Source organism: Nocardia heshunensis (genome assembly GCF_054782115.1).
Map to the genome: position 1 here is coordinate 1,181,828 of NZ_BAAGTC010000003.1, position 14,665 is coordinate 1,196,492.

14 protein-coding genes are annotated in these 14,665 nt (G+C 67.0%); 8 read left to right on the plus strand and 6 right to left on the minus strand.

The window, feature by feature from the left end:
• Window positions 1-94 precede the first annotated feature (94 nt).
• Window positions 95-1,711 carry a carboxylesterase/lipase family protein gene (locus ACYVN4_RS12440; RefSeq protein ID WP_460720420.1) on the plus strand — a complete coding sequence of 539 codons (1,617 nt, stop codon included), beginning with the start codon at window positions 95-97 and terminating at the stop codon, window positions 1,709-1,711.
• A gap of 4 nt (window positions 1,712-1,715) precedes the next feature.
• Here ACYVN4_RS12440 and ACYVN4_RS12445 read toward each other — a convergent pair whose 3' ends face one another.
• A complete protein-coding gene (locus ACYVN4_RS12445; protein ID WP_460720422.1) occupies window positions 1,716-3,170 on the minus strand; it encodes a DUF1214 domain-containing protein in 1,455 nt (484 codons plus the stop codon).
• A gap of 185 nt (window positions 3,171-3,355) precedes the next feature.
• On the opposite strand from ACYVN4_RS12445, the gene ACYVN4_RS12450 reads away from it, so the two are divergent.
• Window positions 3,356-4,213 (plus strand): enoyl-CoA hydratase-related protein, encoded by an 858-nt coding sequence (locus tag ACYVN4_RS12450; RefSeq protein ID WP_460720424.1) that lies wholly within the window; start codon window positions 3,356-3,358, stop codon window positions 4,211-4,213.
• A 149-nt stretch (window positions 4,214-4,362) separates the two neighbouring features.
• Window positions 4,363-5,010 carry an NADPH-dependent F420 reductase gene (locus ACYVN4_RS12455; RefSeq protein WP_460720426.1) on the plus strand — a complete coding sequence of 216 codons (648 nt, stop codon included), beginning with the start codon at window positions 4,363-4,365 and terminating at the stop codon, window positions 5,008-5,010.
• Between the two features lie 27 nt (window positions 5,011-5,037).
• Here the strand turns inward: ACYVN4_RS12455 and ACYVN4_RS12460 are convergent, their stop codons facing one another.
• A complete protein-coding gene (locus ACYVN4_RS12460; protein ID WP_460720428.1) occupies window positions 5,038-6,123 on the minus strand; it encodes a GGDEF domain-containing protein in 1,086 nt (361 codons plus the stop codon).
• Between the two features lie 224 nt (window positions 6,124-6,347).
• Between ACYVN4_RS12460 and ACYVN4_RS12465 the strand changes: the two genes are divergently transcribed.
• Window positions 6,348-8,021, plus strand: a complete 1,674-nt coding sequence (locus ACYVN4_RS12465) for a hypothetical protein (RefSeq protein WP_460720430.1) — start codon at window positions 6,348-6,350, stop codon at window positions 8,019-8,021.
• Window positions 8,022-8,029: 8 nt separating this feature from the next.
• Here the strand turns inward: ACYVN4_RS12465 and ACYVN4_RS12470 are convergent, their stop codons facing one another.
• On the minus strand, window positions 8,030-8,413 hold the full coding sequence (locus ACYVN4_RS12470) for a hypothetical protein (protein WP_460720432.1): 384 nt from the start codon (window positions 8,411-8,413) through the stop codon (window positions 8,030-8,032).
• A gap of 110 nt (window positions 8,414-8,523) precedes the next feature.
• Entirely contained in the window at window positions 8,524-9,465 is a 942-nt protein-coding gene (locus tag ACYVN4_RS12475) for an amidohydrolase family protein (protein WP_460720434.1), read from the minus strand.
• A 227-nt stretch (window positions 9,466-9,692) separates the two neighbouring features.
• Here ACYVN4_RS12475 and ACYVN4_RS12480 point away from each other — a divergent pair, with 227 nt between their 5' ends.
• From ACYVN4_RS12480 to ACYVN4_RS12490, 3 genes are all read left to right on the plus strand, one after another.
• Window positions 9,693-10,724 carry a fused (3R)-hydroxyacyl-ACP dehydratase subunits HadA/HadB gene (locus ACYVN4_RS12480; RefSeq protein ID WP_460720436.1) on the plus strand — a complete coding sequence of 344 codons (1,032 nt, stop codon included), beginning with the start codon at window positions 9,693-9,695 and terminating at the stop codon, window positions 10,722-10,724.
• Between the two features lie 135 nt (window positions 10,725-10,859).
• Window positions 10,860-12,017: an FAD-dependent monooxygenase gene (locus tag ACYVN4_RS12485; protein ID WP_460720438.1), complete on the plus strand. Its 1,158-nt coding sequence runs from the start codon at window positions 10,860-10,862 to the stop codon at window positions 12,015-12,017.
• Between the two features lie 150 nt (window positions 12,018-12,167).
• Window positions 12,168-12,536: a hypothetical protein gene (locus ACYVN4_RS12490; protein WP_460720440.1), complete on the plus strand. Its 369-nt coding sequence runs from the start codon at window positions 12,168-12,170 to the stop codon at window positions 12,534-12,536.
• Between the two features lie 73 nt (window positions 12,537-12,609).
• On the opposite strand, the gene ACYVN4_RS12495 is transcribed toward ACYVN4_RS12490, so the two are convergent.
• Window positions 12,610-12,798 carry a hypothetical protein gene (locus ACYVN4_RS12495; RefSeq protein ID WP_460720442.1) on the minus strand — a complete coding sequence of 63 codons (189 nt, stop codon included), beginning with the start codon at window positions 12,796-12,798 and terminating at the stop codon, window positions 12,610-12,612.
• Window positions 12,799-13,159: 361 nt separating this feature from the next.
• On the opposite strand from ACYVN4_RS12495, the gene ACYVN4_RS12500 reads away from it, so the two are divergent.
• Entirely contained in the window at window positions 13,160-14,209 is a 1,050-nt protein-coding gene (locus ACYVN4_RS12500) for an AraC family transcriptional regulator (RefSeq protein WP_460720444.1), read from the plus strand.
• A gap of 3 nt (window positions 14,210-14,212) precedes the next feature.
• On the opposite strand, the gene ACYVN4_RS12505 is transcribed toward ACYVN4_RS12500, so the two are convergent.
• A complete protein-coding gene (locus tag ACYVN4_RS12505) occupies window positions 14,213-14,653 on the minus strand; it encodes a hypothetical protein (protein ID WP_460720446.1) in 441 nt (146 codons plus the stop codon).
• Window positions 14,654-14,665 lie beyond the last annotated feature (12 nt).

Consider the following 14,665-nt stretch of genomic DNA (forward strand, 5'->3'; position numbering starts at 1 on the left):
ACATACCGACCTGGAAACAAACCCTGGAACACCACTTAATCGTTTCGACAGCAAATCTTTAGAAATCACGCCGACGACACCGGGAGATCCACCCATGACCACTCCGCGCACCCGCCCGCGACACCGCTCCCGGATAATCCGCTGGGCCGCAGTCCTTTCGACGCTGTGCGCCGTCGTGAGCATGCTGGCCGCGTGGACGGCAGCCGCCGATCCGCCCGAGATCGTGGCGCTCGATTCGGGTCCGGTACGTGGCGAACTCCGGCCGGGGTACTGGGAATTCGCAGGCATCCCGTACGCCGCGCCGCCGGTCGGCGACCTGCGCTGGCAGCCACCGCAACCGCCCGCGCCGTGGCAACAGGTGCGCGAGGCGACCGCACCGGGGCCGCAGTGCCCGCAGGGCGCGGGCGGGGCGCCGAATCCGGTCGCGCCCGCGCAGAGCGAGGATTGCCTCTACCTCAATGTCTGGACACCCACGGCCGCGGCGACGAATCTCCCCGTCATGGTGTGGATTCACGGCGGATCGTTCACCTCCGGCGCCGGATCCGATTACGGCGCACAGCAATTCATGACGCAGTCGGGAACACCGATCATCGTGGTGACCATCAACTACCGGCTCGGCGCGCTCGGCACCCTCGCGGTACCGCAACTCGAGGCCGCCGACGGGAACGTCGGCAATTACGGTCTGCAGGATCAGCAGGCGGCGCTGCGCTGGGTCCAGCGCAATATCGCAGCCTTCGGTGGCGATCCCGGCCGCGTGACGGTGGCCGGTGAATCGGCGGGCGGCATCTCGATCTGTCAGCAGCTGGCCGCACCGAGTTCGTCCGGCTTGTTCCAGGCCGCAATCACCGAGAGCGGACCGTGCCTGCAAGCCCCCGACAAGGCGCAGGCCGAAGCGACGGGCACCGCGACGGCGGCGCACCTGGGCTGTTCCGATCCGGCGACCATGACCGAATGCCTACGCGCCCTGCCGGTCTCGGAGATCCTGCGGGACGCTCCGGACGCGAACTATGGCACCACCGGCACACCGTTTCTACCGATGAGCGGGTTCGACGCGCTGAATCGCGGTGCCTTGCACACCGTTCCGATCCTCAACGGGGACAACCACGACGAGTGGGCGATCCAGACCTGGTCGCGCTACAACGGGCCGGGCAAGCCCACGTTGAGCGCGGCCGACTACCCGTCTGCCCTGGCCACCGATCTCGGCAACCCCACCTTCTGGCCGGTCCCCGCCGACCAGATCCCCGCGGTCGTCGCCCAGTACCCCGTGACCGACTTCGCCCAGCCCGTAGACGCTTTCGTGCGCGCCACCAGCGACTTCTTCATTTGCGCCATCGGCACGGAGTCGACGACGCTGTCCGGCGGCACCCCGACCTACGGCTACGAATTCGCCGACCCGAATCCCCCGTCCCCGCCGAGCACCTTCCCGCTGGGCGCGTTCCACGCCAGCGAACTGCCGTATCTGTGGAGCGGCTCACCGATATTCGATGCGGCCCGGCTCATGATGACGCCCGCTCAGCATGCCCTCAGCGACCTCATGGTGCGCCAATGGAGCGACTTCGTCGCCAGCGCGGGCCATCCGTCGGGGTTGGTCGCCATGACCGGCGACAACCCGCAGCTGACGTCGTTCAAACCCGATGCGACCGCGCCCGAACCGGTTTCGGCCTTCGACGCCGACCACCACTGCGACTTCTGGGCCACGATCGGCCGGTAGCCGATCAGACGCGGTGGATGTCGGGTAGCTTCCAGGTCTTCTCCAGCAGTGGTGGTTGGGGGCCGTAGAAGCGGGCCATGATTTCCACCTTCTGGCCCGCCTTGGTGGGCAGCCAGTTGGACTTGCCGTCCGCGGGCGGGGTCGGGCCGAGGTAGATATCGACCGATCCATCGGCGTTGGTGTGGATGCCGGGGGTGTTGGAGGCACGACTGGGCCAGTCGACATCCTTGATGAGGGTGTCGGTTTCGCGGTTGTAGGCGGTGATCGACCAGTACAGGCTGACCGGGACGTTGGCGGGCACGGTCAGCTTGTAGTTCTTGGACCCGTCGATGTCGTTGCCGTCCGCGTCCTGGATGGCAACGAGGTAGAACTGGCCCGTGCCCAGGGATTTGGCGGCGAAGAAAATGAACGAGTAGGTGAGTCCGCGCGCGTCCACCGGGTAATTCGAGGTGTCGGCATAACCGCTCTGCAGCGCGGGGAGCAGTTTCGGATTCACCGGTAGCGCCCAGTGCGAGTTGTCGTAGAAGGCCGGGGTGAAAGCCCGCACATACTGCTGCTCGAGCCACGTGCGGGCCTCGGTGGCGGCGGCGTCCATCAGCCCGGTGAGGTGCGAATCAGGCTGGTACAGTGCACCTTCGGTGATGCCGAGAGCGGTCAGTTGATCGATCATCGCCATATCGCGGGGCAGCCACGCCTCAGCTTGGACCTGCCGGTTCAGCGCGGTGAAGAACGTCCGGTCGTAGGGGATGGTGGCGTCGAAGTCCTTGCCGTAGGCGTCGACATACGGTGTCGGGGGCGGGTTTTCGGCGGCGTCGAGGCGATAGAGCCCGGCCCGCTTGCCGTAAGCGACCGCGGCGGCCATATCGGCGTCGCTGCCGCTCTTCAGATTCGAGCGCAACAACGCGAAGCCGGCCTTGGTCTCCGAGCGCAACGGAATGAATCCGTCGGGGATCGGCGCGTCGTAGCCGGGCGGCAGGATCAGATAGCGCCCGCCCCGACCCTGGTCGGTCCCGGCCGGTCCGACATCCGCGAGCGGGGTCTGCCACGCGGAGTCGATGGACCCGGTGATGGTGGAATCGCCCTCGGCGGGCGGAATGTCGAGCACCATCGGCCCGGCCGAGGTGTCGTAGAAGGGCATCAGATAGATGGCGTTCGGATTCGGCGTCAGCGTCTGGTTCTTCCAGTCCAGCAGCTTCGACCAGTACACGACCTGGTTCGCACCGCCGCCGACCCCGATCGCGGCTTGCAGCATCCGATCGAAGTTCACGATCGGCATACCCCACACGATCGCCTCGAACGCTCGGGAGGAGACCAGGCCGTCGTCCACAGAACCGCGGTCCGACGCTGGGGACTTCGAGGAATCGTCGTCGCGTTTGGACACCGCGACCGCCCCGCCACCGATCAGCGCACCCGCCGCGGCGGACGCGGCAGCGCCAAGCAACGCGGCCCGGCGTGACACGTTCCGAGTCGAACCCGCAGGTAGATCACCCTTCGACCGTTCAGAATCCATCCCTCGACTCTAAAGTCAGCAACCATTCGGACACTTCACCCGCGGCGGGTGAGTTCTGCGGGGGTTGACCCGGTTCTGAAGCGTTGAGAGGCTTCAACTTCCGATATCTCGAGCTTCTGGGAAGCAGGTGCGGCATGGCGGCCGACGCAGTCAGTCAGACCGGCGTGACGTCGTTTTCGACGATCATCTACAGCGTCGAGGACGCGATCGCGACCATCACCCTCAACCGGCCCGCGGCACGCAACGGTTTCACGCTGACGATGGCCGATGAACTGGGCGCTGCCCTGACCACCGCGGATCTCGACGATGCAGTGCGGGTCGTCGTGCTGACGGCCGCCGGTGACTACTTCTGCGTCGGAATGGATTTCGCCGAACCCGCGCTCACCGACGTGGCCGATCCGGACGCGGACGAACCGGCCACCCGGGTGGTCCGCCCGATGACGAACCTCAACAAACCGGTCATCGTCGCGATCCAAGGCCCGGCGGTCGGCGTCGGCATCTCAATGACCCTGGCCGCGGACTTCCGATTGGCCAGCGACACCGCCCGTTTCGGCTTCGTGTTCGCCCGCCGCGGCCTGTTCCCCGAAGGCGGTTCCACCTGGTTCCTGCCGCAATTGGTCGGCCTGGCCAAGGCCAAGGAGTGGATGCTCACCGGCCGCGTCTTCGACGCCCCCGAGGCCCTCGTCGCCGGTCTGCTGACCAGCGTCCACTCCCCCGCCGACCTTCTCCCCGCGGCCTACACCCTGGCCCGCGACCTGGCCACCAACATCGCCCCCACCTCCGCCGCCGTCATCCGCCGCTCCCTGGTCGCCATGGCCTCCCACGGCGACCCCGAAGCCGCCTTCGCCCTCGACAAGAAAACCATCCCCTACGCCGCCACCAGCCCCGATCTCCTGGAAGGCATTTCATCCTTCCTCGAGAAACGCACCCCCCACTTCACCGGCATCCCCCGCACCGACCTACCCCAACTGCCCGACTGGCTCGCGCCGTAAGCACCGCAATGGTCCGGTGAGCTCGACCCATCCGGCAACCGATTGCGCCGTGACCAGCACGAACTACCGTGGGTTGCTTCCAGAACGAGCACAGCGCCGTGCCGATCATCCCCAGCAGCAGCTGGATTCGGTTTCATGGAGGTCCGACCATGGTCACTTTCGGGATTGTCGGCGCGGGCAGTATGGGCCGCGCCATCGCCACCCGCCTCGCCACCGCCGGTCACCCGGTTCTGCTCGGGGATCGACATCCGGAGCGCGCGCGGCAGGTCGCCGCCGAGATCGCCGCGGATCTGCCCGCTCCGGTGCGGGCCACAGAGGTGGCGGGTGTGGTCGGTGCGGACATTGTGGTGGTCGCGCTCTGGTATCCGGGCACCATCGATTTCGCGCGGCAGTATGCCGACGACCTGCGCGGCAAGATCGTCGTCGATATCGCCAATCCGCTCGACGAGACATACACCGGCCTGACGCTGCCGCCCACGACCAGCGCCGCTGAGCAGCTCGCCGGAGCGCTGCCCGCCAGTCTGATCGTCAAGGCGTTCAACACCGTTCCCGCCCAGGTGCTCATCGACGGTGTGCTCGACGACCTGCCGATGGACACCTTCGTCGCCGCCGACGACGCGGCCACCAAGGCGTACGTCCTGGACCTGCTCGAAGGCACCGGGCTGCGCGGTATCGACGCGGGAGTGCTGGCGAATGCGCGGTTGCTGGAACGACTGACGGCCTTCGGCATCGAACTGGGTCAACGCCACGGGCTAGGTTTCGGTTTCGGCTTCAAGTACCTGCCGACGAAGTTCTGATCCGGGACGAACGGGTGTGCGCGGGTTTCACCCGGGTACTCGCACCGATCCGGCGATGACGACGTTATTGCCGCCCTTCTGTTTCGCCTGATACATCGCGCCGTCGGCGGCACACAGGGTTTGGCGGATCAGTTCGCCGTGTCGGAGCGGGTCGGCCGGGGCGGGGAAGGGGGCCAGGCCGATGCTGACGGTGACGGCTACCGGTCCGATCGGTTCGGCGACCGCGCGGCGCAGACGGTCGGCGACCTCGACGGCCGGGTCGACGGGCAGCCGGACGATGACCGCGAATTCCTCTCCGCCGAAACGGGACACGATGCTGTCGGCAGGGGCGGCGCGGCGCAGGCGGTCGGCGGTGGAGACCAGCACCTCGTCGCCGATGGCATGGCCGAGAGTGTCGTTGACGGTCTTGAAACGGTCGAGATCGATCATCATCACGCAGGCCGGGGTCGCGCAGGGATGCGCGAACCAGATCGCCGAGTAGTAGTCCAGACCACGCCTGCTCAGCAGTCTCGTCAAAGGGTCGCAGAGCATTTCGCTGCGCAGCAGGGAGTAACAGAACTGGAGTCCGGGCGGCACCATGACCGCCGCCAGCATGCCGAGGAGCATGATCACCGCGGAGGTGATGTCACCGCCGCGCAGCAGCGGGAGCGCCAGTAGTACCGCCGCCAGCAGCGACCATATCGTCTGTACCGCAAGGACTTTCGGGCTGTGCAGGGCACTCACATAGATGCCGAGGATCAACAGCATCATCATGCCGACCGCGCGCACGGCGTAACCCGGACTCAACGCGCAGACTGCGGTGACGCAGACATCCGCGGCACCGGTCAGGATCAGCGATTCGGTCTCGGCGGGCCAGGGCCGCAGCCACCAGCGCGCACACCACACCAGCCCGATTCCCACCAGCAGCCACAGTGCCGCCCGCGACGCCGAATCCGTTGGCCGCGTGGGTGAGAGCACGATCAGCACGGCGATGATCGGGGTGGTCAGGCCGCACAATCCGACCGCGATTCTCAAAGCGTCGAGCGCCGAACGAGCGGCGATCGCGTCGACCACCCATCGATAGTCGACATCCTCACGCCACCAGTCACGAACCAACCGCAGATCACCGAGCACGTCCTGCCCCTTCGGCGTGGAACGGAACCTCCTGCTGTATCAATCACGTCCGCCCACGCCCCCGCCGGCCGGAACCCGCAGTCTACTCGGGAGTAATAACAGCGTCCGGCGAATCGTGAGTCAGGTCACAACCGAGTGGTCGCGGCCGTGGCGCGATGACCCACGCGACGACCGATGCCGGGTTTGCCGAGGCTGGATAGCTTCGCGGTGACGTAAGGAGAGGAATGAGACTGAAGTACTCGAAATCGTGTGTCGCACTATTGGTGGTGGCGGTCGGAGCCGCGGGCGTATTGAGCGGCTGTAGCAGTTCGTCGAATTCGGGCAATTCGACCGGCAGCACGAACAATTCGGCGAGCGGTGACGGCGCGGGGCAGGGACCGCCGCGCAATCCGTATCTGGCCGCCGACAAATACGCGGTGACCCATCTGGATTCCGCACAGAGCGACAGCTTCGCCGACCCGGTGCCGCGCGGCACGTTCCGGATCGACCCGAAACAAATGCCGCGCGTGGCCACCGGACCGGTCAACATCATCACCTTGGCCGCCACATCGCCGCAGTACCGGTGGATTTCGTCCTCACAGGGCGTGCGCTACGTCGACGTGTCGGGCGGCGGCTTCCGTGAAGTGGCGGCGATGAACACGCCAGGCTCCAAAGATCTTTCCCCGCAACAGCTGGACCAGGTGCTGGACCAGAATTTCACCAGCACCGATCAGATCCAGACCGCCGTGCGCGACGACTGGGGCATCGACTGGACGCGCCTGATCAACGGCGTCTACGGCCTGGTCGACAAGGACAACCGGGTCTACTACACGACCCAGGACTCACAGCTGCTGGTCTTCGGACTGAAGAACCAGGACCGGCCCGAGGACGGCATCCAGCTCGCCGGGCAGGTCGATCTGAAACCGTTCCTGAGCAAGGACGCCACGGAATTCGGTCATCCCGAGGGCGTGGTCGGCGTGAACATGACCTACGACGGCCATCTCATCGTCGTCTCCAATCACGGCGTCATCGCGCTGAACCGCGATCTCACCGGCACGCCGCAGCGCATCGATTTCGGCCCGGGCGAGACCGTGTCGAATTCGATGGCCATCGACGACAAGAACGGCATCTACGTCGCCTCCGACAAGGTGATGCGCAAAATCGTGTGGACCGGCACCAAGCTCTCCACCGACGAAGCCGACGGCGCCTGGTCGTCCCCCTACGATTTCGGCCGCCAACCGCCGACGGTGAAATTCGGCATCGGCACCGGATCGACACCGACCTTGATGGGCTACGGCACGGACAAGGACGAACTCGTCGTCATCACCGACGGTTCCGACCACATGAAGCTGGTGGCGTTCTGGCGCAACAAGATTCCGGACGGCTTCCAGCAGAAGCCGGGCACGAAATCCGTCCGCATCGCCGATCAGGCGGAAGTGACCGCCGGATTGCCCGATCCCAAGCCGGAATTCATTCAATCCGAGCAGTCGGTGGTGGTGAACGGCTACGGCGCGTTCGTAGTCCAGAACATCGGCGCGGGCGGCGCACCCGATCGACTCACCGATGTGCTGGCCAACGGACCGGTGGACGCACCACCGCACGGCATGCAGCGCTTCGAATGGGATCCGAAAGCCCACCAATGGAATTCGGTGTGGGCGCGCGGCGACGTGGTCTCCACCTCCATGGTTCCGGCGGTCTCCACCACCTCGGGCATGGTGTTCGTCAACGGCTACAGCAAGTCCGACGGCTGGGAGGTCACCGGCCTGGACTGGCAGACCGGAGAAACCGTGCACCGCACCATCTTCGGGCAATCCAACCTCGGCAACGGCGCCTACGCGATCGTGGAGGCGCTGCCGAACGGCGACCTGCTGTTCAACAGCATCGGCGGTCCCTTCCGAGCCCGGATCGCCGACAAGTAGCGATCAGCTCAGCTGGTCTTGCGGACCAGCGGCACGCGCCGCCGTCGGCGACGGCCCGGCGGCGGTGCGGGCGCGCGCCGGGAGCGGCCGTAGCGCAGCAACTGCATCAGCAGATCCTCCGCGGCGCGGTAGCGGGGAATGTCGACATACAGCCGCCAGGCCACCTCCGGGTCACCGGCCTCGAGCACGGTGACCCGGACCGGGAGGACGTATCCGGCGATACTCGCGTCCGACAGCGCGAAAAGCACGCGATAGACCTGGGATTCGTCCAGATCGGCCAGCGCGGCGAAGGCGCGGGCCTGGAGGCCGTTGCTCAAGCCGCGGGCCGGGACCCAATGCGTGGTGCCGCGACGCTCGGCCCAGGGATCGGGAATCTCCCGTGCCGCCGTCATCGCGCCCCACCATCCCGACCGTCGATCGCTACCACTCCTCGATTCTCACCCGAATCGGCCGCGGGCGTCGCATTCCCGGGGACGCGGGGCTGGCGGCCTCGAGCGGAGGGCTAGCGGCCCAGCACCGCGGCCGCATTCGCGTCGAGCACCGCGGCGGCCTCGGCGGCGGGCAGCGCGTCCTGGATCGAGGTCACGGCCTCGCGCAACAGATCCCCGCTCTCGTAGGGAAAGTCGGTGCCCAGCAGCAGCCGATCGGCGCCGAAGGAGTCCGCGGCCGCCCGGATCGCGGGGACATGCCCGTGCCCGACGGTGTCGAACCACATGCGCCGCGCCGCGACACTCGGCTTCTCCGGGGTCTCCGGGGACTCCCACTGGTATTGGTTGTCGGCGCGCTGCAGGATCATCGGCAGCGCGCCGCCCAGGTGCGAGCCGATGATCTTCAGGTTCGGGTAGCGGCTCGGAATCCCGGCCAGGATCAATTGCATTGCCGCGATGGTGTCCTCGACCGGCGCGCCGACCATCCAGCGCATGTGATGGTCACCGATCAGCGCGGTCCCCGCGTCGTGGCCGGAGGGGTGGATGTAGAGCACCGAGCCGCGACGGTCGAGCTCCTCGAACAGCGGCGTGAACAGCGGGTCCGCCAGTGAACGCCCGAGGATGTCGGTGGTGACGGTGGCACCGGCCATGCCCAGCTGATCCAGTGCGCGCGTGAGTTCTTCGAGTGCCGCGTCGACATGCGGCAGCGGCAGTGCGGCGAACGCCGAGAACCTTTCCGGCCACTCCGACACCACCTCGGCATACAGATCGTTCGCGACCCGGGCCGAATGGATCGCGGCGGCCGGATCTTCGAAATGCGGGTTCTGCGGCGACACCGACAGCACCTGATGCGCGATGCCCGCCGAATCATTGAGCTCGAAGCGGGCCGTCAGCTCCGCTTCGCTGCGCCCCGCGCCCAGCCCGCGCTGCACCGCCGTGTCGGTGCGCCCGTAGCTGTCGAGCAGATCCAGGTACTCGTCGGTCCACAGATGCGCGTGAATGTCGATACGGGTCATGCGGATTGCCTTTCGTCGCGATAGTGACAATGGCGGAAGCCATCCCCTTTCGGACGGTAGTGCGCGTGACCAGCACATATCGCTGGCCCTTCGCGCCAAGAACGGGGCATTCGGCGCCACTGCCACCCGACGCCCATCGTCTGTGAGAAGGTGTGCTTTCACTCGCGAATTCGGCACCGCCGATGCCGGTTACGGGTGCCGAAGGAATCCCCGGATGAAGGAGTGGCTTGGTGGAAGCAGCGTTCGATGTGGATCAGCTGGTCGGGCATTGGTACCGCACGGACGACTTCTACGAGGTGGGGCGGGAGAAGATCCGCGAGTACGCACGCGCGGTGCAGGACTTCCATCCCGCGCACTGGAGTGAGGACGCGGCCGCGGAGCTCGGCTATTCGGGTCTGATCGCGCCGACCACGTTCATCTCCACCACCGCCATGCTGGCCAACCGCAGACTGCTCGAGACGCTGCTGAGCGGCTACGACATTGTCGTGCAGACCGATCAGGTCTTCGAGATGTATCAGCCGGTGGTCGCGGGCGATCGGTTGAACAGCGAGGTCGAACTGTCCTCGGTGCGCCGCATCGCGGGCAAGGACCTGATCACCATCACCAATACGTTCACCGATCAGGCCGGGCACGTCATGCAGGTCATGAACACCACCGTCGTGGGTGTGACCGGTGAAGAGGTCGGCGCCGATATCGGCGAGACGCTCGAACGGGTCATCATGAGCGGCCTGGACTCCGCGTCCCGCACAGTCATTTCGGCCGACGACGAGCTATCGGCCGCGAAGCCGGAAGCTGGCGCGCGCCTGTCCGCGATGTCGCGAACCCGGTTGCCGCGCACCACCCTTCGCTTCGAGGACATCGCCGTCGGCGACGAGCTGCCGGCCAAGACCGTCCGCCTGACCCGCGGTGATCTGGTGAACTACGCCGGGGTCTCCGGAGACGCGAACCCCATCCACTGGCACGACGAAATCGCCACGCTGGCAGGACTTCCCGATGTGATCGCGCACGGCATGCTCACCATGGGACTGGGCGCGGGCTTCGTCACCGGGTGGCTCGGTGATCCGGGCGCGATGATCCGCTACGGGGTCCGGCTGTCGAACTACACGATCATCGAGGCGGACACCGCCGGGAGCGTCGAGTTCACCGGGCGCATCAAGTCGGTGGACGCCGAGAACCGGACCGCGGTCGTCGTCATCGTGGCAAAGTCGGCCGGGCGCAAGGTCTTCGGACTGGCCACCGCCGAAGTCCGCCTCGCCTGACCTACCGCTCGCGCTAATTCGGCCGCACCGATGAATTTCGACCGGGTGCATCGTCGCTACCTCTGGATCCACCGACGGGGGTCCATGCACAGCAGACGATCCGGCAGTGATCCAGACGGGTGAGCAGGAGGCGCAATGAGCGGTACCAGGGTGTTGGTGGCGGGGGCGAGCATCGCGGGGCCCGCGCTGGCCCACTGGCTGCGCCGGCGCGGAGCCGAGGTGACCGTGGTGGAACGGGCACCGGAGCTGCGCCCCGGCGGGCAGGCGGTGGACGCGCGCGGGGTGGCCCGGGAGGTCATCCGGCGCATGGGACTGGACGAGGCGATCCGCGCGGCGATCACCGACACCGCGGGCGCGTACACCGTGGACGCGGACGGCACGGTGCTGGAGACCTTCCGCGCCGCGGACGACGGCGGCGACGGCTACATCTCCGAGATCGAGATCCTGCGCGGGGACCTGTCCCGGGTGCTGTACGAGGACACCCGTGATGGCGTCGAGTACCGCTTCGGCGACCGCATCGCCGAGCTCACCCAGGACGCCGACGGGGTCGACGTCGTCTTCGAGAGCGGCGACCGGCAGCGCTACGACCTGGTGATCGGCGCCGACGGGCTGCATTCCTCGTTGCGCGCCATGGCCTTCGGACCGCACGAGCAGTACGTCCATCACCTCGGGCACGCGCTGGCCTTCTACACGGTGCCCAACGAATTCGGCCTCGACCGCTGGCTGCTCGACTACCACGAGGCCGGTCGCACCGCGGGCCTGCGCCCGATCCAGGACGCGACCCGCGCCATGGCCATGTTCTCCTTCGCCGCAACCGAACTCGACATCGACTACCGCGACATCGAAGCCCAGAAGCGCCTGCTGCGCGAGCGCATGACCGGCATGGGCTGGCTGGCTCCGCGCATCCTGACCCACCTGGACGACACCCCCGACTTCTACCTCGACCAGATCGCCCAGGTGATCATGGACCGCTGGTCCAACGGTCGCGTCGCGCTGCTCGGCGACGCCGCGTTCAGCTCTTCCCCCATGTCCGGCCAGGGCACCGGCCTGGCCCTGGTCGGCGCCTACCTGCTGGCCGGGGAGCTGGCCGCCGCCGACTGGAACCCCGACACCGGTTTCGCCGCCTACGAGAAGCGCATGCGCTCCTTCGTCGAAGCCAACCAGGAGATCGGCCGCCTGCACGCCCGCAGCCTCGACATCCCCGACCCGGACCTCGAACCGGCCGAACCCGAATGGGACATGGACCTCATCAACCGCGCGATCAACGGCATCGACCTGCCCGAGTACCCGTAATCCGAGATCATCGACGGCACATGGTGCGCCGCATCGAACCCTGGAAGAATGACCTGATCAAGGTCGGGACCATCGATCGACTCGAGGCGCACCATGTTCCACCTTCCCATCCCCTGTCTCGCGATTTTCGCCGCGACAGCATCCCTTTTCGTGGCCGCCGGACCTGCGGGCGCTGACACCGCATCCATCACGGTAGAAACCCAACTCGTCTACAAAGTCACCACTTTGACCATCAACGGCACCGCCACCTGCGAGGGCGGCGGCTCCGCAGGCGTCACCGTCGTAGACGGCACCCTGGACCAAATGTTCCAAGGCGGCATCGGCGGCCCGATCGCCATCCAACTCGACGCCCCCGTCTACGTCACCTGCGACGGCACCCTCCAACACTGGTCCGGCAACCTCACCGCCCCCGGCCGAGTCCTCCCCAACAGCTCCGGCGGCCAACTCACCGTCACCCTCTCCCAAGGCCAAACCACCCTCGCCACCACCGGCCCCCACCCGGCCTACATCACCAACTGAACCAGACACCGTGGCATGAACATCCGCCACCGGCGACAGGCGGGCCGAACTCGACCGGTGCGGGACCGATCAGCTAGTTGCCGGGCGTCACCAGGGCATGGCGGGGGCCGCGCACGGGAGTGTCGAGGCGCGGCAGCTCCTGGGTCGGGGCGTCGAGGGCGCGGTGGAGTTGGTGCAGGAAGTCGTCGAGGGTGTCGTAGTGACGGAGGATTTCGGCCAATACCCGTAGCGCGCCACCGTAGGTGGGGTCAGCGGTCGTCATGGTCTCCATCCGAGGCTCGGAGCCCGCGTGGGCGGTCGGACATGAGGCAGCCCCGCCAGGCGGGGCAGGACGGGCTGCGGTTGGGTAACACACCCGCCTGGCGAGGACTACCGGATGTGAAGCGACCCCGGTTCGAGGGTGGGGTCCGGCGTGTCGAAAGGGGTGGTCGACACGCCGCGTCATCAGGCTATGAGGTGGTGGGCGCGACGGCGGGCAAGGCGGCGGCCAGGTTCCTGCGATTTTCGGCCAGTCCGGGTGCGGCCTTCGCTTCGAAGTCGATCCACGAGCATCCACCGTTTGGTAGCTCTAGAATTGCTAGGTTCGTGACCGGGATCGAATCAGAGGGGGGAGCATCCGCGGCATGCCCGACGACCCATGGTGTGTGCGTTCGATTCACAGCGCCGCGGCGCTGGTCGGGTTCGCCCGTGACCGATCTTTGAGTGCCGCCGCGGTTTTGGCGGGCACCGGTCTTCAGGAGGACGATCTCGAGGACCCCGGCCGCGAGCTCGATATCGCGCAGGAGTTCCAGGTCGTCGCCAATATCCTCGCCGCGATCGGTGACGAACCGGGATTCGGTCTGCTGGCGGGCTTTTCGGTGCGGGCGCCGATGCTGGGCGGCCTGGGTCTGGCAATGACGAGCTGCTCGACCGTGCGGGAGATGGTCGAGCTGTGGGTGCGCTACTCGGAGCTGTCGTTCGCCTACACCCGCTTCGGCATGACCGACGCCGGTGACACCGTGCTGGTGACCCTCGATGCGGCCACCGCGCCCGAACCCTTGCGCCGCTTCGCGATCGAACGCGATCTCGCGGCCGTGCGCACCATTCAGCGCGACCTGCTGACCTGGGACATCCTCGTGCACCGGCTCGAACTCACCTTCCCCTACGCCCCAGTGTACGAGGCGGTCGGGACCCTGCTCGGCGTCCGCGACATCCATTTCGACCGCCCCGCCAACGTGCTGACCCTCGACGCCGCCGACCTGCGGCGGCCCATGCCGCACGCGAATCCGGTGCTGCGCAAACAATACGAGCAACTGTGCGAGGAGACCGTGGCCCGCCGCCGGGCCCGAACCGGCCTGTCCGGCCAAGTCCGCGCCCTGCTCGTGCGCGGCGGCCGCACGGTCGATCAATCCATGGTTGCCGACGAATTGCACATGAGTGTCCGCACGCTGCGCCGCCGTCTCGCCGAGGAAGGCACCACCTTCCGCGAACTGGCCTGCGAGACAACGGGAATCCTCGCCGAAGAACTGCTCACGGCGGGCTTCACCGTGGACGCGATCGCCACCCGCCTCGGCTACACCAGCACCTCGGCCTTCGCGACCGCGTTCCGTGACTGGAAGGGCCAGACCCCGGGCCAATTCGCCCGTTCCACCCACGGAACCCGAAGGCCGTACCGATCACCGCACAACGGGTGAGGCTCAGCTGGTCTGTGTGCCCGACCAGCCGAAGCTGAAGCTGTGCCCCTTGGACTGGCAACTGGTGCCCCCGCGCCCGCCGCCGGAGCAGGTGGCTCCCGCGTAGGAGACGGTGGTGCCGTAGCCGTTCCCTTGATCGAGGGTTCGGGCGTCCGCGCGACCGTGCGGCCCGAACGCGCCGAAGGTCGGGTGCGCGGGCAGGAAGGACACGTCGATGACCAGGTCGGTGACAGGGATGACACCCAACCAGGTGGCGATGCCCGGTGCGATATCGCAGCCGGTGTCACCGTTGGGGCGAATCGAGCATTGCGCCGGGCCCGAGTTGAAGTACACGGTGTCGCCGATCAGATAGTCGCCGGTGTCCGCACTGGCCGTACCGGTTCCGGTCAGCGAGACCGCGACCGCCGCAATCGCCACTCCGACAAACGCACTACGAGAATTCAATTCATCCACCTT